Consider the following 24,904-nt stretch of genomic DNA (forward strand, 5'->3'; position numbering starts at 1 on the left):
AGCTATCGATGCCCAGAAAGTAACGCCCCTGTATGACACTGCGCTGACAACCGCATGAGCCTCATCGCTGAGATGACGGCCATCTCGTCGCTGGCCCGAAGCGTCGACCGCCTGCGCAAGACATCGCGCAACTTGGGCCCCGAACGAATCGCCACGACCGACGACCCTGGCTCTACTCCAGCTTCCACGGCTCCAGCGGCACCTCGTTTCTGCAACTGGCGTCGACCGTGGCGCCGGGATCGTCGAGGAAGGTGCGGATCATCGTCGAGCGGCATTCGGTGACCGGGCTATGGCCCTTGGCCTGGTACTCGACATACTGCAGATTGGGCATGGTCTGCTGCAGCTGCTCGCTCCAGCGTGTCCCACAGCACGGGTCCATCTGGCCATGGATCGCCAGGGCCGGCTTGGAGGACTCGACCGGGTCGCTGTGCTCTGGCGGCACGTCTCCGTCGCTCCCCCACCAGGCGCACAGCCAGGGCGGCTCGAAGCCGAGAATGGCGGGCTCGCGCTGGACGGCGGCAATCGAATCCTCGGGGCGAGGACGGTTGGTGCCCATGTCGTTGCATACGTGCGAGAGAAAATAGCCCAGCGCATAGTGGGGCGCTTCCGGCTCCGAGGTGTACTGGTCGATCAGGAAGAAGTCGTCGAGGGACGAATAATCGCCTTCCTGTATCCGGGAGACGAGGCTCGGCAGCGCCGCGTAATCCTGCGGCAGCATCAGGTAGAGGGTGTCGAGAAAGGCCGCGCCATCGAAGTAGAGCGTCTTTTCGCGACCGTCGTCGTCTTCGACGCGGGCGGTGAAGGGGCGCTCGTCGAGCGTACGGCGCGCCCTGTCGATGGCCAGGAACCAGTCCGGCAGCTGTTCGCGACATCGTTCATCCTGGGCAACGCAGAGTGCCAGCACGTCGGTGAAGGTCTGCTTGGCGGTGTAGAACTCGTCCACGGGGGGACGGTTGCGCAGGCTGGTGAACCAGGGCCAGCCGAGAATCGCGGCGCGTACGCTGTCGGGGTAGTAACGCAGATAGGAGAGCACCGTGCCGCTGCCGGTCGAGGAGCCAAAGGCGTCGATAGTGTCGTAATCGAGCAGCCTGCGGATCTCGTCGACATCCCGCGAGACGGCATACTCGTTGTACTGGGGCACCGCGATGCCTTCATTCTCGAGCTTGGTGTAACAGTCCGCCACGACGCCGGTGATACTTTTCAGGCGTTGCATCGGGTCCAGTGAGGAGGCGATGGCCGGGGTGTGGATGATGTTGTGGTAGGGGGACACCTCGGCATATTCGGGACATTCCAGCGCCGGTTTGGCGTGGATGAAGCCGCGATGATCCATCACCACCAGTGTGCGGTCGCCGATGTCCTTGCGCAGCTGGTCGAGGTAGTCGCGATTGCCGATAACCGAGTAGCCGGGCCCGCCTGGAAAGAAGACGACCGGCGTATCAATGCGGCCTTCCTGCTGCGGCGCGATCACCGCCACCGGCAGTTCGATGATGGTGCCGTTCGGCGCATCCCAGTTCTCCTGGCCGTAAAAGGTGTAGCACTGCGCCTCCAATTCATTCAGCGCCTGCGTCACGCATTCCGACCTCTCCAGACGTGGCACTTCCTGCGGGACTTGAGACCGGCTCTGGGCATGGGCAGGCAGCTGCCAGAGAAGCGCGGAAAGCAGGAGGGTCGCGAGCGTCGCCCAGCCGACGCACGAAGGAAGCGGAAAACGCCGAAGATGTTGCATGCCGATCATCCCTGTTGTTGTTGAAGGCCCGCCCGGGAGCGTTTATTTCACTCTAGGGTCTGTTGATATTTCAGCGCGAACCGCGTTGCTTCGCCAAATGGCGCCAGGCAAGGCGCGGGACGCAGAGAAGGGTGGTTCCCTTGTCAAATCCCGCAACGCGGCATGGCGCCATTTGCCGCGCAACCCGAAGGGCCGGGCCTGTTTTCGCACGGAGCGGCGTTATTCGTCGTTCATTTGGAACAACCAAACCACTCTCCTCATGCCTTGCCCCGCACAAAAACTGGCTCCGGCGCGTCCCTGCATGAAACATCAACAGACCCTAGCAACACAGGCGGATGCCGCAAGCTTCACATCAACAGTGCAGCCTCCATCGACAGCCCCGGGCCGAAGCCGAGCATCACGCAGGAGCCGCGGGCGGCGCGTCGACGCAGGCGCTCGAGGATGAACAGCACGGTCGGCGAGGACATGTTGCCATGCTCGGCGAGCACGGCGCGGGAGTCGCGGTCGGCATCCTCCGGCAGCTCGAGCGCCTGCGTCACGGCACGGATGATTTCGGGGCCGCCGGGGTGAATGGCCCAGTGCGCCACATCGCTCAGCGTCATGCCGTGACCCGCCAGCCAGGGTTCGAGCCAGTCGCGCAGCGCACTGCGAATCAGTCGGGGCACCTCGCTGGACAGCGTCATCTCGAAGCCGTGATCGCCGATCTTCCAGGTCATGGCATCGGTGGAAGCCGATGCCAGTCGGCTGGCCGTTTCGATAAGCTGCCACTCCCCTATGCCCGGCTCGGGAGGGCCAAGCACCACTGCGCCGGCTCCGTCGGCAAACAGCGCGTTGGCGACGACTTTTTCCAGATCCCAACCGTAGTGAAAATGCAGGCTGCACAGCTCGACACAGCACAGCAGGACATGCGTCTTGGGATCCTGCTGGACCAAGGCGCTGGCGGTACGCAGGCCATTGAGGGCACCGTGACAGCCCATGAACCCCAGGTTGAGCCGGCCTGCGTTCGCGGAGAGCCCGAGGCGCTGGATCAGCTCGCTGTCGAGCCCCGGCGAAACCATGCCGGTACACGACACCGTGACCACGTGAGTGATCCGCGCCGGGTCAAGATCGGCGTCCTTGAGCGCTGCGCGACAGGCCGTGGCTGCCAGGGGAGCAGCCGTCTCGGCGTAGCGCTGCAGCCGGGCGGCCGTTCCCGGGCCGCGATCCCCCTGGCGGGCGGGGGGAGGGAAGAACGCCTCGAGCCCTTCGGCACCGGCCTGCGTGTCCGTGGGGGTGAGGAGAACGCTCGAGCGTCGCTGCACGCCGCTGTAGCGGTAGATACGGCGCAGCGCCTTGCACTGGCGCTCGCTTACGCAGCAGCGCGTCTCGGCGATCGTGGCGGCGGCGTCCTGATGCAGCGTGCCTTCGGGGACGGCGACACCGAGGCCCTTGAGTGTTGCCTGTACGTTCATTCGCAGCCCTCCGTGGCAGGGGATGGATAATCGCGATTGAGCCAGGCCGTCAGCGGGGCGACGGCGCCCGGCATGCTGTCGATCACCGGCAGTACCGCTTCGAGCAGCCGGGGATGGCGCAACACGGTCGACAGGCCCCGGCAGCCGAGCTGTCGGGTGCGGATCAGTTCGGCATGGCAGGTGGTCCACCGCTCTACCAGATCGTCGTGCCACGCGTTGACCGCCTCGAGCGCCAGAGGCTCGATGGCCGCCGCGCTGGCCAATGCCCAGCCCATGCCTTCACCGGTAAAGGGTTCCACGTACCCGGCGGCATCGCCGAGTACCAGCACCCGCTCACCGCCCAGTCGCTGGCGCTGGCGTGTCAGCTTGGGTGTACCGTGCCAGTTGGCTTCGTGCAGTGCGCCGAGAGAGGGAAGGCCGGCGGAGCGCAGCGTCGCGGCGACTGCCGGCGCCGGGCCGCCGTGCTGCTTGACCCAGCGCGGATCGAGGGCTGCGCCGATATTGAGCTGGGCGTCCTCCACCCGCACCAGTCCGACATACCCGTGCGGGCCGCAGGCCATATGGATGATGCCCGGAGCGTAGTGCTCGGGCGCATCGAACAGCGTGGTGCCCAGGCCGATGTACGAATCGTTGTCGACCTCCAGCGTGTCGGGTTCATCTTCGCGCAGCAGACGGCTGCCGAGCCCGTCGCAGCCGAGTATCAGGCGGGCGGTGACGGTCGGCGTCTCGTCACCGTGGCGCAGCGTGAGCGTACGACCCTCGGGCAGCATGGCACCGAGCAGCGCCTGGGTATCGGGCAGGAAGCATGCCCCCGCAGCGACGGCACACTCCACCAGCCGGGCATCGAGATAGCGACGGCTCAGGGCGCGCCCTTCGGGCAGCGGGACACGAGCCTGCTGTCGGCCGCTGGCGAGATGCATCATCGTATAGGCGGGGGCGGCATAGATCGCCTCGGCGAGGCCCGCATCACTCAGTGCCTGTAGAGAAGCGGCGTTGAGACAGCCGCCGCAGGCCTTGTCGCGGGGCCACGTCGACTTCTCCACCAGAAGCACCCGCAGCCCGCGTCGGGCCAGCCGATAGGCCGATATGCTGCCGGCCACCCCGGCACCGACCACCACGACATCCCATTCGCGGGGCAGCGCGGCGGCACTCATGTCGCGCCTCGCTCGGCCGTCTGCTCTGCAGGCAACCAGCGCAGCAGGAAGCGGCTCGGCCAGTGGCGCTCGAAGGTTGCCTCCGCGAGCCCGGCGCAGGCTGCCAGCGTTCGGGCCTCGTTCAGGGTCAGGGCGGCGCGCACCGAACGCATGCCGTCGACATGCACGATGCGCGAGGCCGAGAGGATCCGCGTGCCCAGATAGGCCAGCCCGTAGCCGCTGCGGTTGCGGATCAGGTCGCTGATCAGCAGATGGCGGGACTGGCGGGAGAGCGCGGCGAGCAGCGCTACGATCTGCGTATCGTCGAGGTGATGCAGAAACAGCGTGGAGGTGACGATATCGTAGCCGCTCGGAATGGCTTCATTGAGCACATCAAGACGAAAGAAGTGCACCGAAACATTGGCCTCGGTGGCCTGTTCGGTTGCGTAGTCGAGCGCCGTCCGGCTGATGTCGCAGGCGTCGACGCGTAGCGCGACGTTCTCGCGCCGGGCTCGGCGTGCCAGGGCGATCGCCACGTCACCACCGCCGGTGGCGATATCCAGAAGCGAGAGCTCGCGGCCCGGATGGGCGCGGGCAATCTCCGCAATCGATGGCCAGAGGGCGGCCGCGGTGCGGCTCACCGTGTTGATGCGGCGCAGGCCGCACAAGGCCTTCACATGGGCGCGGGCGTCCACGGTCGGGTCATCCATCAGCTCGCCTTCGAGCTGGCGCCGGGTCAGCGACGTGAGCATGTCCGTATGTCCGTCGGCAGGAAAAGGTGAACTCCATTCTCTTTCACTGTCGTCAGCCTTTGCCCGACGGTCAAGGCGAAGACGACCAGCCGCCGGTTTGAACCGAAAGTTTGGTTCCGGTTAGGCCGTCAATCATGCGATGCTAATCCTTGACAGGCTCACGGCGACCCGGTGGCCACGAGCCTGCCAAGCCGATCGTCGTTCCGAGCGGCCGGCGCCACGTGGCGCGCCGTCGTGTGTCCTTTTTTTCTGCCGCGCCGCGGCTTATGGAGTTGCCATGCTGTTTGTGCTCTATCTGGTGCTGGGGGTGTTTGCAGGGATTCTGGCCGGCCTGTTCGGGGTCGGTGGCGGGCTGATCATCGTGCCGGTACTGGTCTACAGCTTCACCGCGCAGGGCATGGCTCCGGAGGTACTGACCCACCTCGCCGTGGGAACGTCGCTGGCGACCATCGTCTTCACCTCCATCAACGCCATTCTCGCTCATCACAGGAAAGGTGCGGTGCGCTGGCCGCTGGTGAAGTGGATGACGCTCGGCATCCTGGTCGGCAGTGCGTTGGGGGCGTTGACGGCGTCTTATATCGCAGGGCCGCATCTGCAGACGATCATCGGCATCTTCGCTATCTGCATGGCGCTGCAGCTGACCTTCGAGTGGCGGCCCAAGGGCGGCGATGGCGCGTATCGTCCACCCGGCAGGGCGTGGCTGGGCTCGGGCGGCGCGGTGATCGGTTGGGCGTCGTCGATCTTCGGGATCGGCGGCGGCTCGCTCACGGTGCCTTTTCTGCTTTGGCGCAACCTGCCCATGCAACAGGCGGTCGGCACCTCCTCGGCATGCGGTCTGCCGATCGCCATCGTCGGCGCGCTGTCGTTCATGTGGGTCGGCTGGGGCGAGGCGGAATTGCCCGAGGGAAGTCTGGGCTATGTCTATCTTCCCGCGTTGGTCGGCATCGCGCTGACCAGCATGCTGTCGGCGCGTCTCGGCGCGCGGCTGGCGCATCGGCTGTCCGCCCGCGTCCTCAAGCGACTGTTCGCGCTGCTGCTGCTGTGCGTGGGGCTCAGCTTCCTGGTGTGAGGCGGCGCGGTGCCCGGCTAGAGGGGGATCGTTCACATGCCTATGCTGCATGGCAATGCCCGCATGACAGCGGTGTTGCCATTGCCAGGAGAGCGCGTGCAGCATATTGACGATTTTCCCCATCAGGTGAGAGAGACCGAGAACCTCTTTATCCCCATGCCGGACGGGACGCGCCTGGCGGCGCGCTTGTGGCTTCCGCAAGGCGCGGAGCAAGTGCCGGTACCGGCCATCCTCGAATACCTGCCGTACCGCAAGCGCGACCTGACCCGCGCCCGCGATCAGCACAACCTCCCCTATCTGGCCGGACACGGCTATGCCTGCCTGCGGGTCGACATACGTGGCAGTGGCGACTCCGATGGCGTGATCAACGATGAATATAGCGAGGATGAACTCGACGATGGGGTCGAACTGATCCGCTGGATCAGCGAGCAGCCCTGGTGCAACGGCCGGGTCGGCATGATGGGCAAGTCGTGGGGTGGCTTCAACAGCCTGTTGATCGCCGCACGTCGGCCGCCGGCGCTCAAGGCCGTCATCAGCGTCAGTGCCAGCGACGATCGCTATGAAGATAACATGCATTACATGGGAGGTTGCCTGCTGGGGAATCACCTGACCGGAGCGGCCGTCATGTTCGCGCATCTCAGCCTGCCGCCGGACCCCAGGCTCGTCGGCGAGCGCTGGCGCGAGTTGTGGCAACGACGTCTCGAGAACACGGGCGGCTGGCTCTCGCAGTGGCTGCGTCACCAGCGTCGCGACGACTACTGGAAGCATGGCTCGCTGTGTGAGGACTACTCGCGGGTGGCGTGTCCGGTATTCGCCATCAGCGGCTGGGCCGACGGCTTTACCGATGTCGTCTTTCGCCTGATGGAGCATCTCGAGGTGCCGCGTCGGGCCATCATCGGCGCCTGGGGCCACCACTATCCCAACGAGGGGGTTCCCGGACCGGCCGCGGGCTTTTTGCAGGAAGCGCTGCATTGGTGGGATCACTGGCTCAAGGATCGGGACACCGGCATCATGGACGAGCCGATGCTGCGGTTCTGGATGCAGGACAGTCTGCCGCCATACTTGTCGACACCGGAATACCCCGGGCACTGGGTGGGCGAGCCGTGCTGGCCTTCGCCCAATATTCGCGAGCGCCGCTATCGGCTCGGCCAGCGGTGTCTGGTGCCGGGCGATGAACCCACGGAAGAGAGGGGCGAGCCGGTGCGCTCGCCCTTGAGCCTGGGGATGTTCGGAGGACGCTGGGCGGCGACCCAGGCACTGCCCGATATGGCGGGCAAGCAGCGCTGGGAAGACGGTGGAGCGCTGCTCTTCGACTCCGATCCCCTACCGGAGGCGCTGGATATCTGCGGCAGGCCAAGGGTCACGCTGGACATATGTGCCGATCAGCCGGTCGCACAGGTTGCCGTGCGGCTGATCGATGTCCTGCCGGACGGGGAGAGCGGTCAGATCGCCTTCGGCGTCTTCAATCTCACCCACCGTGACAGCCACGAACACCCCGAACCGCTGATACCGGGCGAGCGATACTCGGTGACCTTTCATCTGCATAGCCTTGGCCAGCGAATTCCCGCCGGGCATCGTCTGCGGGTCGCGATCACCAGCTCCTACTTTCCCGTCGCTTGGCTGCCCCCCAAGCCGGTGACACTGACAGTCTTCTCGAACACCAGTTCGCTCGCGCTTCCCGAGCGCCCGCCCCGGCCCGAGGATGATGACACGCACGTGGCGGAACCCCCCGAGGGGGCCTTATCGCTGCGCACCGAGCAGATCACGCCGCCGCACAAGTCCTGGGAGGTCAAGTTCGACCAGATCGGGGGCTGGGCCACTCAGGATGTATGCAGCGACCGGGGACTCGTGCACATGCTCGACATCGATCTCGGCGTACGCTTGAGCGACCAGGAGATATTCCGCTGCCAACGCGAGGACTTCGCCTCAGCGGTCGGGATCGTGCACACGCAGCGCGAACTCCGTCACGGCGACTGGAACGTGAGAGTCGATACGCGTACCAAACTCACCTCGAACGAGGAGGAATTCCGGGTTCATCTGTCGCTGGACGCCTACGAGGACGATGAGCGCGTCTTCAGCCGCAACTGGCACGAGCGGATACCGCGCGACCTGCTGTAGGGACCGTCGAGCGGATCCGCCTGGTGGCGGGCGAGGATCTCAGCTCTGCAGCATGTGCCGCTTGAGTTCGTTGGCATTGCGTCCCATGCGGGTGTTGATCTCCTTGAGCTCGATGCGCTTGTGGCCATGGGTGACGATGGCGCGCTCGAAGCGCCCGCGCGCCTCGTTCAGCGAACCGTCGGGCGTCTTGGGCGTGAGCCGGTAATAGAGCATGCGGTACTGACCCTGCTCGAACTGATTGTACGAGGCATAGAATGCCTCACCCGCAGAATAGAGCTGCCAGCCGCTGCGTTCGACAGGCTCGCCCAGGTCCGAGGGCAGGGTGGTGACGGCCTGCATCGCGAAGAAGTCTTCGGGATGAGGCTTGCGATCGGCCTGCTCGCTGAGCGTCCGGTACTGCTGCGCCAGCGCCAGGGTCTCTTCGGCCAACGCGCCCTCGGCCTGTTCGTAGGTGATGGTGGTCACGCCATCGACATTCTCGAACACCCCTTCGATATGGTGTTCCACGGGTATCCATAGCGCGCCCTGTTCGATCATCGGCTGGGCGGGCATGCGGCCTTCGTAGGTACGGGTCATCCGCTTCGCCGTCATGGCGTGTCTCCTGAACGGGGTCGGGCAGCCGCTTGCGGGTGCCGGTATCGCTGTGCTTGAACCGGCCACTCTAACTAGGCTCGACAGGTGGCTGCAAATTCCGTCGATGGCCGATCTCCCGTGACGCGCTTGAACTCACGGTTGCCAATTGCAACGTACGGTTTCCATGGAGCGCGCTGGCGGCGTCTATGCTGCGGAGGATGCATCCGCCATCGTCATTTCAGCGAACACGCAACCGACTAGGAGAGCATGATGAAAGCTGTCGTTTTCCATGGAATCGGAGACATTCGGGTCGATGACGTTCCCGAACCGCAGATTCAGGAACCCACCGACGCGATCGTGCGCCTGACCACGTCCGCCTTGTGCGGTACCGACCTGCACTTCATCCGCGGCACCTTCTCGGACATGAAGGAGGGCACCATTCTCGGTCACGAGGGGGTGGGAATCGTCGAGTCGGTGGGCGACGACGTGCGCAATCTCGTGCCCGGCGACCGGGTGGTGATTCCCTCGACCATCGCCTGCGGGACTTGCGCCTACTGTCGCGACGGGTACTACGCCCAGTGCGACGTGGCCAATCCCAATGGCAAGCTGGCGGGCACCTCGTTCTTCGGCGGCCCGGCCGCGACCGGACCCTTCGACGGCCTGCAGGCCGAGAAGGCACGGATTCCGTTCGCCAACACCGGGCTGATCAAGCTGCCGGCCGAGATCAGCGACGACCAGGCGATCGTCATGTCGGACATCCTGCCGACCGGCTACTTCGGCGCCGACATCGCCGACATCGAGGACGGCAAGAGCGTGGCGGTGTTCGGCTGCGGGCCGGTGGGGCTGTGCGCCATCGTCAGCGCCAAGCTGCTCGGCGCCGGGCGGGTGTTCGCCATCGACTCCAAGGACGACCGTCTGGAAAAGGCTCGCGAGCTGGGCGCCGAGTGCATCAACTTCGACCGCGAGGATCCGGTCGAGACGCTGATCCGCCTGACGGGCGGCATCGGCCCGGATCGCGCCATCGACGCGGTGGGGATCGACGCCCAGCATGCTCATGACGAGCACGCCGCCGACAAGAGCGACATCGAGACCGAGGAGCAGGAGTCGCGCACCATCGCACCGGAAACCAACCCCTCCGGCGACAACTGGCACCCGGGCGATGCGCCCAGCCAGGCATTGCAGTGGGCTGTCCAGAGCCTGGCCAAGGCCGGCACGCTGTCGATCATCGGCGTCTATCCGCCGCCGATGCGTGCCTTCCCCATCGGCATGGCGATGAACAAGAACCTGACCCTGAGAATGGGCAACTGCAACCATCGCAAGTACATTCCCAAGCTCATCGAGCTGACCCAGGCCGGCAAGCTCGATCCCGCCAATATCCTCAGCCAGGCCAGGCCGATCGCCGATGTGATCGAGGCCTTCGAAGCCTTCGACCGCCGCGATGAAGGCTGGATCAAGGTCGAGCTGCTGCCTCAGGCCGGCTGAGGCTGAAAGGGCAGAGCGCTGACAAGCATTGTCATGAACGGGGCGTTTCCGGCGGAAGCGCCCTGCTTGTATGACGAGGCCGCACCGACGGCGTAAAGCTTGATAAGGGTCAAGGCCCGCTATCCATTCAGAGACAATACTCGAGGAGACATCCAACCCGAGAAGTCCGAGAGGTAAGGTATGGCTCACTTACATTCCCCGTCGCATTCCTCAGCGTCTCCTGCTTCCGGCCGGCTCTCGTGGTGGGAGCGTCTGGGCGAATGGTGTTTCGAGGCTTCGGCGCCCCACGTCGTGCGATCCATGGCGTTTGAATGTGGCGATGCCTACCGAAAGATCGTCGGTAATCTCGCCATGCCGCTTGCACCCGCCATCGAGCGGGAGATCGCCAGAACGCTGAACCGGGACGTTGAGCACAGCCTCATCCCGGCCAAGACGTTGTTGCCGGTCATGATGCAGCGCTTCGGAGTCAACGCCTCGAGCGGCCCGCTGGAAGGAAAAACGCTTCAGTCCATGGAAAGAACCTGCAATCGCTGCCCTCAGGTCGGGCGCTGCTGGCTCGCCATGCGTCATCACACCCCTGCCGAGGCGTGTCGAGGATTCTGCCCCAATGCCGAGGTGTTGGAGCGTCGCCAGCGGTGACGCACTAGGCTTTGTACGAAAACTGCCTACACTCGGCCATACGGCGTTAAAATCAGCTCAAAGCGCTCATTTACCTCTCGTAAACTCCGCCTTTTCGCTGTTTTTTGCCTTGCCTGACCATCGCTCGCCGACTTTTCGTACATAGCCTAGGAGTTGTCGAGTGGGTTCTCTCTAGCTGCCGATGTGAAATCTCAACGGGCCCTAGGGAGTGGCCTCCCTCGATGACTCCCTTTGCGCCTCTCGCTTCGAAATAACGTCGTGCTCGGTGGCGTCTTCATCGCCTTCCTCGATCAGCTCGCGAGCCTGCTCCTTCTCCTCCTCGACGACCTCAGGCTTGGTGTGGTCCTTCTCCGCAGCGGAGAGGGTTGCGGTAATGGCGAAATGGTCGGAGCCGGGCACTCTCACTCGGTCCAGATTGGCCAGATGCAGCCCATCAGAGACGAACATGTGATCGATCGGATATCGCAACAGCGGCAGTTTCGCATCGAACGTGTTAAATAGCCCCCGGCCGCGGCGGGGATCCTTCAGGCCGCTCATGTCGGCGAACAGCCGGGTGGTGTCGGACCACGCAACATCGTTGAAGTCACCGGTGACGATCCAGCGAGCCTGCGCATGCGCCTTGACGTAGCGGGCAACGAGCATCAGCTCCGCGTCACGCACCCGGCTGTCCCGCCGTTCCTCCGTCTCGTCGTTGTGGCTGATCCTGTCCCGCAGCCCTGGCGGGACGGGGTGGGTGCCGATGTACCGTACGGGTCCGACCCCCGGCACGTCCAGGGTCGTGAAGATCGATGGCCGGCGCTCGGAGACCAGATACTTGATTTGAGGCTCCAGCAGCGGGAACCGCGACCAGAGCACGATTCCCAAGCCCTCGCCACGGACTTCCCCGACTCGATAGGGGTAGTGCCGATCCAGCGGCGAGACCTCGTCGGCCCACGCCTGATCGACCTCGATCAGCAGCAGAAGGTCCGGATCCTCGCGCCGGACTGTCGCCAGTAGCTCGGCATAGCGGTCGTTTTCGTAGGAGACATTCGAGGTCATGACCTTGAAGGTGGTCCGGGGCTCGTCGGGCTGCGCCTTGGCGGTCGGAACCTCGACCGGCCAGAGCGGTGTGAACGGCAGGATATGCGATAGCTGCCATCCTCCCGTCGCCAGGATCACCATCAACCATACCGCGTGCTCCTTGCGTGGCCGACTCCTCCACATGTGTACCGCCAGCAGCACCAGGGGCAGAACCAGCGCCCAAGCCAACTGAAGCCGAGGCATCTCCCACAGCCGGACCCACCACTGACCGCTGGGAATCATTGGCAATACGCTCACGACTGCCAACAGCAGTGTCAGCACCCGGATGGTCCAGAGCAATAGCATTGTTGATAGTCTCATCGTCACCGAACGAAGAATATGGCGGCTAGCCGCTGGCGCGGCTGCAAGTGGCCGCCCAGAGCCTGGGCTCATATCCTAATGATTCTCAAAGTAAAATGATGTGATCATATCGTTTACCGAAAGCAGGGCAACCGGTTTCTTGCATGGGCAGCATGAGCGGTGCTTCCGCAACAGCTGCATCGTCAAGAAATCGGCACGCCAGCCATGCATGCGCCTGCTGCCAGGACCGGCTGATGGTTTTCCCGCCAGGCGTTACGTACCGGGACTATTCATTTGCCGGCCGCTTTCATCGGGCACTGTTCGCAAGTCTGATTTAGTCTGGGTAATCTGGAAGACAATAGTGGGCACCGGACGTGCCGGCACTCAACGGAAAGGATGCAAGGATGCGCCACGATTTCTGGCAAGACGGCAATCACTTCACCCTGCTGCCGGAGGGCAAGCGCTACTGGCCCGAGATATTCGCTGCGCTAGAGGGTGCGTGCGAGTCGATTCTCTTCGAGCAGTATCTGATGGAATCCGGCCAGCTTGCCGACGACATGATCGATGCCCTGGTGCGTGCGGCGCAGCGTGGCGTCAAGGTTTACATGCTGCTGGATGCCTTTGGCACCCAGGGGCTGGCGGATCAGGACCAGGAGCGTCTGACCCGTGCCGGTGTGGCCCTGCAGTTCTTCAATCCGCCCTTCAGCGGCCGGCTGAGTGCCAAGCTGTCCCGTGATCACCGCAAGCTGCTGGTCGTGGATCAGCAGGTGGCGTTCACGGGTGGATTCTGCGTGATCGATGCCTTCATCGAAGACTGGTATGACGTGGCCCTGCGTATCGAAGGTCCCGTCGTCGAGGACTGGATCAGGCTGTTTATGCAGGTCTGGCACTCCTCGCTGGCGCGCGGAGGACAGGGCGCCCCGGGCCGCGCGCTCTCCGAGGCCGTGAAGCCGTCCTTCGCGGAGCGGGGCATGCGCGGCCGGGTGATCTGGGGCCGGGGCCAGCGCTATCAGGCGATCCGCAACTCCCTGCTGCAGCGCATTGCTTCGGCACGTCGGCGGATATGGATCTACACACCGTACTTCCTGCCTTCGGTCAGCCTGCGCTTTCGCCTGATGCAGGCGGCCCGGCGCGGTGTGGACGTGCGCCTGCTGGTGGCGGGCAAGAAGCACGACCATCCCAGCGTGCGCTACACCGGGCAGCATTACTATGGCCGGCTGCTGCGTGCCGGGGTGCGCATCTTTGAATACCAGCCGAAGTTCACCCACGCCAAGTTCTGTCTGGTCGACGACTGGAGCACGCTGGGCTCGTGCAACTTCGATCACTGGAGTCTGCGCTGGAACCTGGAGGCCAACCAGGAGGTGGATGATCCCCGATTCGCCCAGGAAATAGCCTCGCTGTTCGAGACGAACTTCACCGACAGCCACGAGATCCTTCGCGGTCATTGGGCGAGGCGGCCCTACCATCAACGTATTCGCGAGCGCCTGTTGGGAACGATCAATACCGGGTTTTCTCGCTTGCGTTAGGTAACCGTCACATAAATGCCAGTGCGGAAGGACCACTGCGTTACGCGGTGCTCGAAGGCCTGCCTAATCCATGTCATGTCTCGTCTCCTGCGCCGGGCGCCTTGTGCTTCACTCCGTTCGGTAATTTGTCAGCGATTCCTTGCGAGGCGGCCGTTCGGAGAGAATGGAAACGATCCAATTCTTTGCTACATGTGAAAATAATTACAGTGTATGAGTTGTATTCTATTTCGTGAACAAGAGTTAACTTAAACTTATGATAAAAGGCATTAGCCTCGAATGATGTAGTCTGGAATTCGCAGGGCCGGGATGCACGGATGCATGACTGAAAAGTTCCATGATCCATGGATTCCATGGTCCGGTCACTGCACCGCATTTCTCCGGTTTCCGCTGCGATATCCGCTAGATCAAGCGGGAAAGACAGAGCCCCTTCTTCGATGCAGCCCTTGCGCCAAACCGACTTCTTGTAGGGAATGGAGCGGACATCAGCGCTGGATATTCAGGTGAAGATAGTCGGGAGCGAACTCGGCAAACGCTTGCATGCGCTTCCAGTCATGGACCTCCATTCGCTGTTTGGCGAAGGTGATCAGACCGTTGCGGCGCAGCTTCTGCAAGATGCGGTTGGTATGCACCACTGTCAATCCCATCGTCTCGCCCAGTTCCTCCTGGGTTATCGGCAGGATAAAGCTGTCATCCTCCGCCAGCCCGGCCGCACGCGAGCGCAGCAGTAATTCACAAATGACATGTGCGATACGTACCTCGGCAGGGCGACCGCCGGCATTGACCAGCCATTCGCGCAGCACGGCTTCATCCACCAGCGTGGACCAGAAAAACGCTCTCGCCAGGCGTGGGCACTGATCTAGAAGCCTGTTGATTTTCTCGGAAGATACCAGGGCAACCTTGGCGCTCGTCAGTGTACGAATCGAGTGGTCCATGCGATCGAGCAAAGTGACATGGATATCGCATAGATCACCTGGAAGCAGATAGGCCGTGATGTGATGCCTGCCGTTTTCGAGCAGCTTGTAACGGCAGGCCCAGCCGTCGATCATCAGATGCAAATGCTCCGGACGTTGTCCGGCACTGATCAGATCATGGCGCTTCTTTACCTCGTCGATGCGAACGATGGCATCGATCAATAATTGTTTTTCGCTCTCTTCGAGGGCGGCGTAATGACACAGCTTGGTGATTAAGGGATCGACCGCCTTGGCAAAGTGACGAGAATCTTTTGTCATGCTCCTGCCTGATATGGATAAGTCTCAGAGCATGGTTCCTGCGAATACCTGTTCATGCTCGTTATGTAAGTTTGCACTCACTTTATCAACAAGGGCAGGGAAGAAATAGTCTGGTAAATCAAGGAAAAGGTCGTATTGAAAACAAACAGGACAACTTGGGTCGGTTCCTTATAGAGTAATTGTCATAAGCATGCTAAAAATTTAATCGCTGTAACGAAGTCGTTTTATTCGACCTTGGCAATAGCGTCGATGAGCTGGTCCCTGTTCATCTGGCTGCGGCCGCCGATATCGAGGGTCTGGGCCCGCGCGTAAAGCTCGCTCTTGGTGAGCGAGGCGAGATCGCGCTCTGGCTTGGCTGTCTTGGTGTTCTCTTTCTTGGCACTTGCTTTCTTGGGGCTTGGTGGGTGGGAATCGCTTTCTTGAGCATTCCCTGACTTGGTGGCGGGGTTGGTCCCGCGGCCCTGGGCCGACCGGCGCTTTCGAGAGGAGGGCTGATTACGGGAGGAGGGCTGAGTATCGATTTCGCCCTGCGCCAGGCTTTGCTTGAGTACGGCCATCAAGTCCACCACTTCGCCGCTCTCGTCGGTGTCGTCCTCCGTCTCGGGGGCCTCGATGACATCCTCGCCACTCTCGAGTTTCTCCCGCGCTCGCTCGATGATCTGTTCGCTGTGCTGGTCGTTGAGTTCGGCGCGATCCAGCGAGGATTCGCTCATGGCGTTGATGGCCTTTTCGAAGCGCTTGACCTGGGCGGCCCTGGGCTTGGTCGGGGCCTCGGGCAGGCCGGCGTCGGCGGGCGAGCGCAGCTCATCGAAGAAGCGCAGCGTCTCGGCGCGCAGCAGTCCGTTCTCGGCGATGATCGCCACCAGGTACTCCTTGCCGCGCATGACGAAGGTGGCGATGCCCGCGCGACGGGACTGCTCCATGCTGCGCGCCAGCAGACGATAGGCCTTGGTCGCGCCCTTGTCCGGGGTCAGGAAATAGGCTCGCTCGAAGTACATGGGATCGATCTCGTCGAGCGGCACGAAACGGCGCAGGTCGATCTCCTGGGATTTCTCGGGGGCCAGCGACTCGAGTTCCTTGTCCTCGACCAGCACGAACTCGTTCTTGTCGACCTCGTAGCCGCGCACCAGCTCGCGGTTGTCGAGGACGCGCTCCTCCTTCTCACAGAAGTAGCGCCGAGCCAGCGGCGTGCCGTCGCTGTCGATCATGCGCAGCGACACCGGTTTCGAGCGGTTGGCCGGAAACAGCCCCACCGGCAGGCTGACCAGACCGAAGGCGATGGTACCCGACCAGAACGGCCGCGGGCCGCTGACCCGGGTCTCGTCCCGGCCCTTGTGGTGACCTCTGCTCTCAGGCACGTTTGCGCTCCTTGTTCAGACTCGCCTCGAGGGCCTGGGTGAGATCCTCCGAGGGCTTGGGCCGACGAATCGGGGTGACCTTGACCTGTTCGCCGCGGCGCTTGCGCTCGATCAGCTCCATCACCCGCTCGCGATATTCGTCGTGGTACTCCTCGGGGGCGAAGGGGGCCTCGAGCATCGAGATGAGCTGTGCGGCCATGGCCAGCTCCTTGTCATCGAGTTCATTGCCGCGCGGCGCTTCGAGCGCTTCCGCGGAAACCACCTCCTGATCGTGGCGCAGCGACATCAGCATGGGATAACCCTGATGCAGACGCAGCGCGCCGACGTAGGCTTTCTTGCGCATCACCCAGCGCACGAGGCCCTCCTGGCCGGTACTGGCCAGCGCCTGTGCCAGCGCGAAGTAGTCGTCCTGCGTGTCGCCGTCGGGGCCTAGATAGTAGGGGCGGCTGTACCAGCGATGATCGATCGCCTCGGTGGGAAGGAAGTGCAGTACTTCTATATCCCGCGAGGGTTCCGGCTCCAGCGCCGCCAATTCGTCATTGCCTAGCACTACCCGCGCACCCTCATCGCTGACATAGGCGCGCTGGGTCCGGGCATAGGGCACCACCTCGTCCGTTTCGGGATTGACCATGGCCTGCTTGACCGGGGACTGGTCCTTGCGGTGCAGCAGGCGAAAATGCACGCTGCGATCCTGTATGGCGGAGAACAGCTTGACCGGTACGCTCAGCTCGCCCAGGCGGATCACGCCTTTCCACATCGCTCGCGCCGCCATCATTCACCTCCTGCGTGACACTCGGGGCACACCAGCGTGCCGTCTTCATGACGCTTGATCCCGCAGGCCGGACATAACGGCCGGTCGCAGAGCGCGCAGAAATATCCCCCCTCGTAATGGAAGGTATGCTCGCAGAACTCGCAGTACTCGCTGCCGGGCTCCAGCCACCAGGGCGTTTCGGAGGAAGAGGATTCGTCGTCTTTCATGGCGTCTTCTCCTTGGGTCAGGTCTGCGCTCGGCTCACTTCATGCCCACGCGGCGGCGCATCTCGGCAGTGATGGGCTGGCGGGCGGTGTCGAAATCCGCCCATGGATCTTCGCGCAGCGCCGAGAGTCGCCAGCGCAGGTTCTCCAGGGTGTAACGGTCGGCGCGCAGCGCGGCGTTCAACTCGTCCCAGCGTACCGGTACTGCGATCGGTGCGCCTTCGCGGGCGCGTACCGAGTAGGAGGCGATGGCGGTGGCACCGCGACCATTGCGCAGGTAGTCGATGAAGATGCGTCCCTGGCGCTTGGCCTTGGACATGCTGGCAGTGATGCGTCGCGGGCTGTCCTGGGCGTGCTGCTGGGCGACGGCCCTGGCGAAGGCCTTGACCTCGTCCCAGTCGGCACGGGGCGCCAATGGCACCACCAGGTGCAGCCCCTTGCCGCCAGTGGTACGCACGAAACTTTCCAGTCCCAGCGCGGCCAGGCGCTCGCGCAACTCGGACGCCACGCGCAGAATCTCCTTCCAGCCCACTTCGGGGGCGGGATCGAGGTCGAACACCATCAGGTCGGGGCGCTCCACGTCATGGATACGGCTGCCCCAGGGATGGATTTCCAGCGCACCGGCCTGCACCAGCCCCACCAGATCGGCAATCCGCTGCACGTAGACGTACTCGCGCTCGCCTGACTTTTCGGTGATCGACACGCGGGGTACGCTGGAGGCGATGGCGACCCGGGGATGCTTCTGGAAGAAGCACTCCTCGCGCCAGCCCTCGGGGCAGCGCAGCAGTGACAATGGCCGGTTGATCAGGGTGGGCAGGATCCACTCCTGGATCTCTTCGTAGTAGTACGCCAGGTCGAGCTTGGTGATGCCCTGCTCGGGAAACAGGAGGCGCTGTGGATGGGTCAGGCGCATGCCCGCGACCCTGGCCTCGCCGGCCTTGGGAGGGCGCGCCCGCGATGTGCCGGCCGGCTTGTGCTGCGAGGTAGAATCGTCTTCAGTCATGGAGTCCCCCGTGTCCATCATCGGCGATGCGCTCGAGGTGCGGATCTCGTCCGGGTCGCGATCCTCGCGAACACCGCGAAAGGTGGGGTGGCGCAGCCGGCCGTCGCGGGTGCGCTCGGTGAACTCCACCTCGACGACCATCTCCGGGGCGACCCAGTGTGCCGTCTTCGAGTCCGGCACCGCGTCGCTGAAGGGCGATTCCTCCACCTCCAGCTCGCGCAGGGCGGCATGCAGGGACTCGAGCTGGCGGACGCTGAAACCGGTGCCGACGCGGCTGGTGTAGCGCAGCTCGCCGTCCGCGTCGAAGGCGCCCAGCAGCAAGGCACCGAAGCCGCTGCGCGCGCCGCTGGGGCGGGTATAGCCTCCCACCACGAACTCTTCATGGAAGGCGCACTTCACCTTCAGCCACTGCTTGCTGCGCCCGCTTTCATGAGTGCCTCCGGCGCGCTTGGCGATGATGCCCTCGAGTCCCAGGCGGCAGGCCTGCTCGAAGAACGCCGGCCCCTGGGCCTGGATGTGATCGGAATAGCGCACCCGACTGCCGCCCGTGAAACCGGCGGACTCGAGCAGTTGCGCCAGAGCCCGCTTACGCTCGACGAGGGGCACGCCGGTCAGATCGTAGCCTTCGAGATGAAGCAGATCGAAGCCTTGATAGACGAGGCCGGCGGTGCGGTTGCTGCTCAACGCCTCCTGAATGCGCCGGAAGCTGCTGGTGCCGTCATGCGCCAGCGCGACCACCTCGCCGTCGAGCAGGGCGTTGTCCACCGGCAGTTGGGTCAGCACGGCGACGAGATCCGGGAAGCGCTCGGTCCAGTCGTTGCCGTTGCGGGTGATCAGACGCACCTGGCCGGCCTCCAGTCGCACCATGATCCGGTAGCCGTCGAACTTGATCTCGTGCAGCCAGGCCTCTCCCGCCGGGGCTTCACGGGTCAACGTGGCCAGCTGCGGGCGAGTCTCGTCGGAGAGGGACGACGCTTCGGCACCCGCCATCAGGCTCGGATCGGGCGGCTCGGAGCGCCGCCGGGTGGCGCCCTGGGAGGTCCAGACGTTGTCACGATCGCGGGCGATCTCGGCCATGCTGCGCCCGGTGGCCACGCTGACGTCGTCGGAAATCCCTTCGCGGCGTCCGCTACCCTGGCCGTCGCGGCGCTTGATCAGCAGCCAGTTCCTGCCGTTTTCGTTGCGCCCGGTCATGCGCGTCAGTGTCCAGCTGCCGTGGAGCTTTTCGCCCTCGATCTCGAAATCGAGGCGATCCTCGCGAGCCTTGCCCGTCATGCGCCAGTGGCCACGATCCCAGAGCATGGACGTACCGCCGCCGTAGGTTTTCTGCGGAATCACGCCCTCGAAATCGCCGTACTCGAGTGGGTGATCCTCGACTTCCACGGCCAGACGCTTCTCGCCGGGCTGAAGACTCGGCCCCTTGGGCAATGCCCAGCTCCTGAGTACGCCGTCCTGCTCGAGACGCAGATCGTAGTGGTCATGACTGGCGGCATGCTTGTGCATGACGTACAGGCAGCCCGGCGCCGCGTCGTCAGTGGCGTCGCCGGCCGGTTCCGGCGTCTTCTCAAAGTCGCGCTTGCGGTGGTACTCCTCGAGTTTCTCCATGCCTCCTTGCGCACTCCCGTTCAGTGGGCGTCAGGGCCTGGATTCAGCCTAGTCAAGCGCACGGGAGGCGCCAAATGCAGATAGAAGGTAGATAGAAAGCAAAACCCCGGCACGAAGGCCGGGGAGAGATCGAGCTTGTCAGGTGACGCTCAGTCCTGGAAGTTGACCTCGGAGTAGAGCGTGCGCAGGCGCAGGGTATGATTGACCTGCTTGAGCGCTTCCAGGGCCTGCGGGCCGTAGTCCTTGTCGACGTCGATGACCACGTAGCCGACCTTCTCGTTGGTCTGCAGGAACTGGCCGGCGATGTTGATGCCGTTCTCCGAGAGCACGCGGTTGATCTCGGAGAGCACGCCGGGCACGTTCTCGTGGATGTGCAGCAGGCGATGCTTGTCGGGGTGCGAGGGCAGCGCGACCTCGGGGAAGTTGACCGAGGTGATGGTGGTGCCGTTGTCGGAGTAGGTGATCAGCTTCTCGGAGACTTCGATGCCGATGTTCTGCTGGGCTTCCAGCGTCGAGCCGCCGATATGCGGGGTGAGAATCACGTTGTCCATGCCGCGCAGCGGAGAGACGAACTCCTCGTTGCTGCCCTTGGGCTCGACCGGGAAGACGTCGATGGCGGCACCCAGCAACTTGCCGGCGGTGAGGGCTTCGGCCAGATCCTCGATCACCACCACGCTGCCGCGCGAGGCGTTGATCAGATAGCTGTTCGCCTTCATCAGGGCGATCTGCTCCCTGCCGATCATCCAGCGGGTGGAGGGCAGATCGGGCACGTGCAGACTGACCACGTCGGCACGGCCCAGCAACTCGGCCAGACTGCCCATCTGACGGGCGTTACCCATGCCCAGCTTGGTCACCACATCGTAGAAGATGACCTCGAAACCCAGCGACTCGGCGAGCACGGAGAGCTGCGCACCGATGCTGCCGTAGCCGACGATGCCCAGCGTCTTGCCGCGCGCCTCGTGGGAATTCTTGGCCGATTTCAGCCAGCCGCCCTGATGCGCGCGGGCATTCTTCTCGGGGATGCCGCGCAGCATCATGATCGCCTCGGCCAGCACCAGTTCGGCGACCGAGCGGGTGTTGGAGTAGGGCGCGTTGAAGACCGGAATGCCGCGCTCCAGCGCCGCGGGCAGGTTGACCTGGTTGGTGCCGATGCAGAAGCAGCCCACGGCGGTGAGCTTCTCGGCTGCCGCGAACACCTGCTCGGTGAGCTGGGTACGGGAGCGGATACCGATGAAGTGCACGTCGCGGATCTTCTCGATCAGCTCGTCCTCGGACAGGGAGGTCTGAAGCGTTTCAATGTTGGTGTAGCCCGCATTCAGGAAGTTATCCACGGCGGACTGGTGGATACCCTCGAGCAGAAGGATCTTGATTTTGCTCTTGTCCAGGGACGTTTTGGCCATTGTCGGATCAATCCTTTCGTCGGCTCACGACGTTGTCTGTCGGATGATGTGGTGTCGGGTAACCTGTTGGGACGATCCAGGCGGGGTGACGGGGGACCGTGCGACAACAGGGGCCATATCGTAGCACAGCTGCCGGTTCGCATGATGAAAATGGTGCAGAGCCTGCATGAATGTCCTGCAAGCGACGGCGAGGTCTCCCGTCGCCAAGACGGAAGTGGGGAAGACGCACCCCGGGGGCTAAGGTGTATACTAGGCGGTCAAACCTGACAGGTGCGGTCGGTAGGCGGCCGCATGGATGAGCGAGAAGCGCCATGGCAGAAAAGGATGCGGCCAAGCAGGGCGCCGCCGAGGATTCACCCCAGGATTTCGCCGCCACGCTGGCCCGGCTCGAAACGCTGGTCGGTCAGCTGGAAGCCGGCGAGTTGTCGTTGGAGGCATCGTTGACCGCTTTCGAGCAGGGCGTGCGGCTGACCCGCGACGCCCAGCGGCGCCTGGACGAAGCCGAACTCAAGGTGCGCACCCTGATCGAACAGCCCGACGGTTCCCTGCGCGACGAGGCTGTCGACGCCACTCCGGCATTCGATGAGGCGTCGTCGTTCGATGCGGAGAATGGTCGTGAGCGCTGAAGTCGAGGCGTTGCGTCATGACGACGTGATCGAGCGGGCACGATCACGCATCGAGCGGGTACTCGAGGCACTGTTCGAAGGTCACGTGGCGGTATCCGAAGAGCTGCAGGCGGCGATGCACTACAGCGTGATGGGCAGCGGCAAGCGTCTGCGGCCGGTGCTGGTGTATGCCGCCGGGCGTGCACTGGGCGCCGCCGAGGATACGCTGGACGCGCCGGCAGCGGCGGTGGAGCTGGTGCACGCCTATTCGCTGGTTCACGACGATCTGCCGGCCATGGACGATGACGACCTGCGCCGCGGGCGGCCTACCGTGCACCGCGCCTTCAGCGAGGCCATGGCGATCCTGGCCGGGGATGCCCTGCAGACGCTGGCCTTCGAGGTGCTTACCGCTCATGCCCATCCCCGTCTGGGGCCGCTGGCCCGCACCCTGGCCCAGGCTTCCGGGCGAGACGGTATGGTGGCCGGTCAGGCGCTGGACATGGCCGCGGTGGGCATCCGTCCCGATGTCGATGCCCTGGCCACCATGCACCGCTACAAGACCGGCGCGCTGATCCGTGCTGCCGTACGTCTGGGAGCGCTGAGCGCGGTGGAGGAGGAAGACCCGCGAGTGGCGGCACTGGACGTGTACGCCGCAGCGATCGGTCTGGCCTTCCAGATCCAGGACGACATTCTCGATGTCACCGGCGATACCGCGACCCTCGGCAAGACCTCGGGGGCCGATGCCCAGCGCGACAAGCCCACCTATCCGGCCCTGCTCGGCCTGCAGGAGGCGCGTATCCGGACGCAGTCCCTGCTGCAGGAGGCGCTGGACGCCCTCGCCCCCCTGGGGGAAAGCGCCACGCCGCTAGCCGAACTGGCCCGCTACATGATCGAACGCGATCATTGACCGCCTGCTGACGAGAGCCTATGAAGCTGTTCGACGAAATTCCTGCCGAGCGTCCGCTGACGCCGCTGCTCGATACACTGGCAACCCCGGCGGCCCTGCGGGAGCTGGACACCACCCAGTTGCGTCAGCTCGCCGACGAGCTGCGCGCCTATCTCCTCTATAGCGTGGGGTGTACCGGTGGGCACTTCGGCGCCGGCCTGGGGGTGATCGAGCTGACCGTGGCGCTGCACTACATTCTCGACACGCCCTATGATCGTCTGGTGTGGGATGTGGGGCATCAGGCCTACCCCCACAAGATTCTCACCGGACGGCGCGACGCCATGCAGACGATCCGTCAGTATGGCGGCCTGGCGGCGTTTCCCAAGCGCGGCGAGTCGGAATACGACACCTTCGGCGTGGGACATTCGAGCACTTCGATTTCCGCGGCGCTGGGCATGGCGCTGGGGGCTCGGGCCAAGGGCGAGAAGCGCCGCGTCGCCGCGGTGATCGGCGATGGCGCACTGACCGCAGGCATGGCCTTCGAGGCTCTGGCGCATGCGGGGCACGTGGATGCCAATCTGCTGGTGATCCTCAACGACAACGAGATGTCGATTTCCGAAAACGTTGGCGGCCTGGCCAGTTACCTGGCGCGCATCATGGTCAGCAAGCCCTACACGGTGATGCGCGAGAACAGCAAGAAGGTGCTCTCGCGTCTGCCCGGGGCGCTGGAGCTTGCGCGGCGCACCGAGGAGCACGTCAAGGGCATGGTCAGCCCGGCGACGCTGTTCGAGGAGTTCGGTTTCAATTACATCGGCCCCATCGATGGCCACGACCTGGGGACGCTGGTGCAGACGCTGCACGCCATGCGTGACCTCGACGGGCCACAGTTCCTGCACGTGCGTACCCGCAAGGGCAAGGGGTTTCGGCCGGCGGAGGCCGACCCCATCGGTTATCACGCCATCACCAAGCTGGAGAAGGAACCACCGCCTGCACCGCTGCTGCCCGAGGCTGAAAAGCTGCCGCCTGCGGCGACGCCCACGCCCGCCACCCCAAAGCACAAGCCCCGCAAGTATGCCAACGTCTTCGGCGAGTGGTTGTGCGACATGGCGGCGGCCGATGCGCGGCTGATGGGGATCACCCCGGCGATGCGCGAGGGCTCGGATCTGATCCGCTTTTCGCAGGAGTATCCCCAGCGCTACTTCGACGTGGCGATCGCCGAGCAGCATGCGGTGACGCTGGCGGCGGGGCTGGCCTGCGAGGGAATGAAGCCGGTGGTGGCGATCTATTCCACCTTTCTGCAGCGCGGCTACGACCAGCTGATTCACGACGTGGCGGTGCAGCATCTCGACGTGACCTTTGCCATCGATCGCGCCGGACTGGTCGGCGAGGACGGCCCCACTCACCACGGGGCGCTGGATCTTTCCTATCTGCGCTGCGTTCCCGGCCTGGTGATCCTGGCGCCCGCCGACGAGGCCGAATGTCGCGCCATGCTGACCACGGCCTACCGGCATCCGGGACCGGCGGCGGTGCGCTATCCGCGCGGTACCGGCCCCGGCACGTTAATTCCCGAGACGTTGGAAGCGTTGGAAATCGGCCGGGCCGAGCGGCGCCGTGAAGGCCGGGACATTGCACTGCTGGCCTTCGGCAGTCTCAATACGCCCGCCGCCGAGGTCGCCGAGCGACTCGGCGCCACCCATCTCAACATGCGCTCGGTCAAGCCGCTCGATCGCGAGGCGGTGCTGGAGGCGGCCCGGAACCATCGGCTTCTGGTCACGCTGGAGGAGAATGTCGTTGCCGGTGGCGCCGGCAGCGGTGTCAACGAACTGCTGATGGCCGAAGGCGTGCAGGTCGACGTGCTCAACCTGGGCATTCCCGACAGTTTCATCGAACATGGCAAGCCCGCCGAGTTGCTGAGCGAATGCGGCCTCGACGCGGGTAGCATCGAGGCGACGGTTCGGGCCCGCCTCGATCGGACCCGCAATACCGGCCCGGCCACCTGATCCGAAACACGGCGA

General features: G+C 64.1%; 20 protein-coding genes. 8 read left to right on the plus strand and 12 right to left on the minus strand.

Annotation, left to right across the window (positions count from 1 at the left end; all coding sequences use genetic code 11):
* Positions 1 to 172: 172 nt before the first annotated feature.
* The 4 genes from ACYQ12_RS02130 to ACYQ12_RS02145 all read right to left on the minus strand — a co-directional run bounded on the left by ACYQ12_RS02130 (position 173) and on the right by ACYQ12_RS02145 (position 5,062).
* Positions 173 to 1,726, minus strand: coding sequence for an alpha/beta fold hydrolase (locus tag ACYQ12_RS02130; protein ID WP_459867022.1), 1,554 nt, complete (start codon positions 1,724 to 1,726; stop codon positions 173 to 175).
* A gap of 347 nt (positions 1,727 to 2,073) precedes the next feature.
* Positions 2,074 to 3,177 carry a type III polyketide synthase gene (locus ACYQ12_RS02135; protein WP_459867025.1) on the minus strand — a complete coding sequence of 368 codons (1,104 nt, stop codon included), beginning with the start codon at positions 3,175 to 3,177 and terminating at the stop codon, positions 2,074 to 2,076.
* Positions 3,174 to 4,331 (minus strand): NAD(P)/FAD-dependent oxidoreductase, encoded by a 1,158-nt coding sequence (locus ACYQ12_RS02140; RefSeq protein WP_459867028.1) that lies wholly within the window; start codon positions 4,329 to 4,331, stop codon positions 3,174 to 3,176. Before ACYQ12_RS02140 ends, ACYQ12_RS02135 begins: the two co-directional genes overlap by 4 nt.
* The gene (locus ACYQ12_RS02145) at positions 4,328 to 5,062 is read right to left on the minus strand and encodes a methyltransferase domain-containing protein (RefSeq protein ID WP_459867031.1); all 735 of its coding nucleotides are present in this window, start codon (positions 5,060 to 5,062) and stop codon (positions 4,328 to 4,330) included. The genes ACYQ12_RS02140 and ACYQ12_RS02145 overlap by 4 nt, the downstream gene beginning before the upstream one ends.
* Before the next feature lie 277 nt (positions 5,063 to 5,339).
* Here ACYQ12_RS02145 and ACYQ12_RS02150 point away from each other — a divergent pair, with 277 nt between their 5' ends.
* Positions 5,340 to 6,131, plus strand: a complete 792-nt coding sequence (locus tag ACYQ12_RS02150) for a sulfite exporter TauE/SafE family protein (RefSeq protein ID WP_459867034.1) — start codon at positions 5,340 to 5,342, stop codon at positions 6,129 to 6,131.
* A 36-nt stretch (positions 6,132 to 6,167) separates the two neighbouring features.
* Positions 6,168 to 8,249: a CocE/NonD family hydrolase gene (locus ACYQ12_RS02155; RefSeq protein WP_459867037.1), complete on the plus strand. Its 2,082-nt coding sequence runs from the start codon at positions 6,168 to 6,170 to the stop codon at positions 8,247 to 8,249.
* A gap of 39 nt (positions 8,250 to 8,288) precedes the next feature.
* Here ACYQ12_RS02155 and ACYQ12_RS02160 read toward each other — a convergent pair whose 3' ends face one another.
* Positions 8,289 to 8,840 (minus strand): hypothetical protein, encoded by a 552-nt coding sequence (locus tag ACYQ12_RS02160; protein ID WP_459867040.1) that lies wholly within the window; start codon positions 8,838 to 8,840, stop codon positions 8,289 to 8,291.
* A 252-nt stretch (positions 8,841 to 9,092) separates the two neighbouring features.
* Here ACYQ12_RS02160 and ACYQ12_RS02165 point away from each other — a divergent pair, with 252 nt between their 5' ends.
* Complete coding sequence (locus tag ACYQ12_RS02165; RefSeq protein WP_459867043.1) at positions 9,093 to 10,304, plus strand: zinc-dependent alcohol dehydrogenase; 1,212 nt, start codon at positions 9,093 to 9,095, stop codon at positions 10,302 to 10,304.
* Between the two features lie 300 nt (positions 10,305 to 10,604).
* Positions 10,605 to 10,943 carry a DUF6455 family protein gene (locus tag ACYQ12_RS02170; RefSeq protein WP_459867046.1) on the plus strand — a complete coding sequence of 113 codons (339 nt, stop codon included), beginning with the start codon at positions 10,605 to 10,607 and terminating at the stop codon, positions 10,941 to 10,943.
* A gap of 201 nt (positions 10,944 to 11,144) precedes the next feature.
* Here ACYQ12_RS02170 and ACYQ12_RS02175 read toward each other — a convergent pair whose 3' ends face one another.
* Positions 11,145 to 12,308: an endonuclease/exonuclease/phosphatase family protein gene (locus ACYQ12_RS02175; RefSeq protein WP_459867049.1), complete on the minus strand. Its 1,164-nt coding sequence runs from the start codon at positions 12,306 to 12,308 to the stop codon at positions 11,145 to 11,147.
* A gap of 398 nt (positions 12,309 to 12,706) precedes the next feature.
* Between ACYQ12_RS02175 and ACYQ12_RS02180 the strand changes: the two genes are divergently transcribed.
* Positions 12,707 to 13,828, plus strand: a complete 1,122-nt coding sequence (locus tag ACYQ12_RS02180) for a phospholipase D-like domain-containing protein (protein WP_459867051.1) — start codon at positions 12,707 to 12,709, stop codon at positions 13,826 to 13,828.
* 482 nt (positions 13,829 to 14,310) lie between these two features.
* Here ACYQ12_RS02180 and ACYQ12_RS02185 read toward each other — a convergent pair whose 3' ends face one another.
* From ACYQ12_RS02185 to serA, 6 genes are all read right to left on the minus strand, one after another.
* Positions 14,311 to 15,057, minus strand: coding sequence for a Crp/Fnr family transcriptional regulator (locus tag ACYQ12_RS02185; RefSeq protein WP_459867054.1), 747 nt, complete (start codon positions 15,055 to 15,057; stop codon positions 14,311 to 14,313).
* 224 nt (positions 15,058 to 15,281) lie between these two features.
* Entirely contained in the window at positions 15,282 to 16,415 is a 1,134-nt protein-coding gene (ku, locus tag ACYQ12_RS02190; RefSeq protein WP_459867057.1) for a non-homologous end joining protein Ku, read from the minus strand.
* The gene (gene ku, locus ACYQ12_RS02195; protein WP_459867060.1) at positions 16,408 to 17,190 is read right to left on the minus strand and encodes a non-homologous end joining protein Ku; all 783 of its coding nucleotides are present in this window, start codon (positions 17,188 to 17,190) and stop codon (positions 16,408 to 16,410) included. The genes ku (ACYQ12_RS02190) and ku (ACYQ12_RS02195) overlap by 8 nt, the downstream gene beginning before the upstream one ends.
* Positions 17,187 to 17,393 (minus strand): hypothetical protein, encoded by a 207-nt coding sequence (locus ACYQ12_RS02200; protein WP_459867063.1) that lies wholly within the window; start codon positions 17,391 to 17,393, stop codon positions 17,187 to 17,189. Before ACYQ12_RS02200 ends, ku (ACYQ12_RS02195) begins: the two co-directional genes overlap by 4 nt.
* Before the next feature lie 34 nt (positions 17,394 to 17,427).
* The gene (gene ligD, locus ACYQ12_RS02205) at positions 17,428 to 19,998 is read right to left on the minus strand and encodes a DNA ligase D (protein WP_459867066.1); all 2,571 of its coding nucleotides are present in this window, start codon (positions 19,996 to 19,998) and stop codon (positions 17,428 to 17,430) included.
* Between the two features lie 149 nt (positions 19,999 to 20,147).
* Positions 20,148 to 21,398, minus strand: a complete 1,251-nt coding sequence (gene serA, locus ACYQ12_RS02210; protein WP_459867069.1) for a phosphoglycerate dehydrogenase — start codon at positions 21,396 to 21,398, stop codon at positions 20,148 to 20,150.
* A gap of 311 nt (positions 21,399 to 21,709) precedes the next feature.
* On the opposite strand from serA, the gene ACYQ12_RS02215 reads away from it, so the two are divergent.
* The 3 genes from ACYQ12_RS02215 to dxs are packed head-to-tail and all read left to right on the plus strand — an operon-like array spanning position 21,710 to position 24,889.
* Positions 21,710 to 22,024: an exodeoxyribonuclease VII small subunit gene (locus tag ACYQ12_RS02215; protein WP_459867072.1), complete on the plus strand. Its 315-nt coding sequence runs from the start codon at positions 21,710 to 21,712 to the stop codon at positions 22,022 to 22,024.
* Positions 22,025 to 22,052: 28 nt separating this feature from the next.
* The gene (ispA, locus tag ACYQ12_RS02220; RefSeq protein ID WP_459874453.1) at positions 22,053 to 22,910 is read left to right on the plus strand and encodes a (2E,6E)-farnesyl diphosphate synthase; all 858 of its coding nucleotides are present in this window, start codon (positions 22,053 to 22,055) and stop codon (positions 22,908 to 22,910) included.
* A gap of 20 nt (positions 22,911 to 22,930) precedes the next feature.
* Positions 22,931 to 24,889, plus strand: a complete 1,959-nt coding sequence (gene dxs / locus ACYQ12_RS02225; RefSeq protein ID WP_459867075.1) for a 1-deoxy-D-xylulose-5-phosphate synthase — start codon at positions 22,931 to 22,933, stop codon at positions 24,887 to 24,889.
* The last annotated feature ends 15 nt before the right edge of the window (positions 24,890 to 24,904 follow it).

It is taken from the genome of Halomonas shantousis (genome assembly GCF_054654615.1).

Bases quoted from the DNA above. Each gene is read 5' to 3' on its own strand.
- ACYQ12_RS02130 (WP_459867022.1), bottom strand. From the start codon at position 1,726: ATGCAACATCTTCGGCGTTTTCCGCTTCCTTCGTGCGTCGGCTGGGCG.
- ACYQ12_RS02135 (WP_459867025.1), bottom strand. From the start codon at position 3,177: ATGAACGTACAGGCAACACTCAAGGGCCTCGGTGTCGCCGTCCCCGAA.
- ACYQ12_RS02140 (WP_459867028.1), bottom strand. From the start codon at position 4,331: ATGAGTGCCGCCGCGCTGCCCCGCGAATGGGATGTCGTGGTGGTCGGT.
- ACYQ12_RS02145 (WP_459867031.1), bottom strand. From the start codon at position 5,062: ATGCTCACGTCGCTGACCCGGCGCCAGCTCGAAGGCGAGCTGATGGAT.
- ACYQ12_RS02150 (WP_459867034.1), top strand. From the start codon at position 5,340: ATGCTGTTTGTGCTCTATCTGGTGCTGGGGGTGTTTGCAGGGATTCTG.
- ACYQ12_RS02155 (WP_459867037.1), top strand. From the start codon at position 6,168: ATGCCTATGCTGCATGGCAATGCCCGCATGACAGCGGTGTTGCCATTG.
- ACYQ12_RS02160 (WP_459867040.1), bottom strand. From the start codon at position 8,840: ATGACGGCGAAGCGGATGACCCGTACCTACGAAGGCCGCATGCCCGCC.
- ACYQ12_RS02165 (WP_459867043.1), top strand. From the start codon at position 9,093: ATGAAAGCTGTCGTTTTCCATGGAATCGGAGACATTCGGGTCGATGAC.
- ACYQ12_RS02170 (WP_459867046.1), top strand. From the start codon at position 10,605: ATGGCGTTTGAATGTGGCGATGCCTACCGAAAGATCGTCGGTAATCTC.
- ACYQ12_RS02175 (WP_459867049.1), bottom strand. From the start codon at position 12,308: ATGCTATTGCTCTGGACCATCCGGGTGCTGACACTGCTGTTGGCAGTC.
- ACYQ12_RS02180 (WP_459867051.1), top strand. From the start codon at position 12,707: ATGCGCCACGATTTCTGGCAAGACGGCAATCACTTCACCCTGCTGCCG.
- ACYQ12_RS02185 (WP_459867054.1), bottom strand. From the start codon at position 15,057: ATGACAAAAGATTCTCGTCACTTTGCCAAGGCGGTCGATCCCTTAATC.
- ku (WP_459867060.1), bottom strand. From the start codon at position 17,190: ATGATGGCGGCGCGAGCGATGTGGAAAGGCGTGATCCGCCTGGGCGAG.
- ACYQ12_RS02200 (WP_459867063.1), bottom strand. From the start codon at position 17,393: ATGAAAGACGACGAATCCTCTTCCTCCGAAACGCCCTGGTGGCTGGAG.
- ligD (WP_459867066.1), bottom strand. From the start codon at position 19,998: ATGGAGAAACTCGAGGAGTACCACCGCAAGCGCGACTTTGAGAAGACG.
- serA (WP_459867069.1), bottom strand. From the start codon at position 21,398: ATGGCCAAAACGTCCCTGGACAAGAGCAAAATCAAGATCCTTCTGCTC.
- ACYQ12_RS02215 (WP_459867072.1), top strand. From the start codon at position 21,710: ATGGCAGAAAAGGATGCGGCCAAGCAGGGCGCCGCCGAGGATTCACCC.
- dxs (WP_459867075.1), top strand. From the start codon at position 22,931: ATGAAGCTGTTCGACGAAATTCCTGCCGAGCGTCCGCTGACGCCGCTG.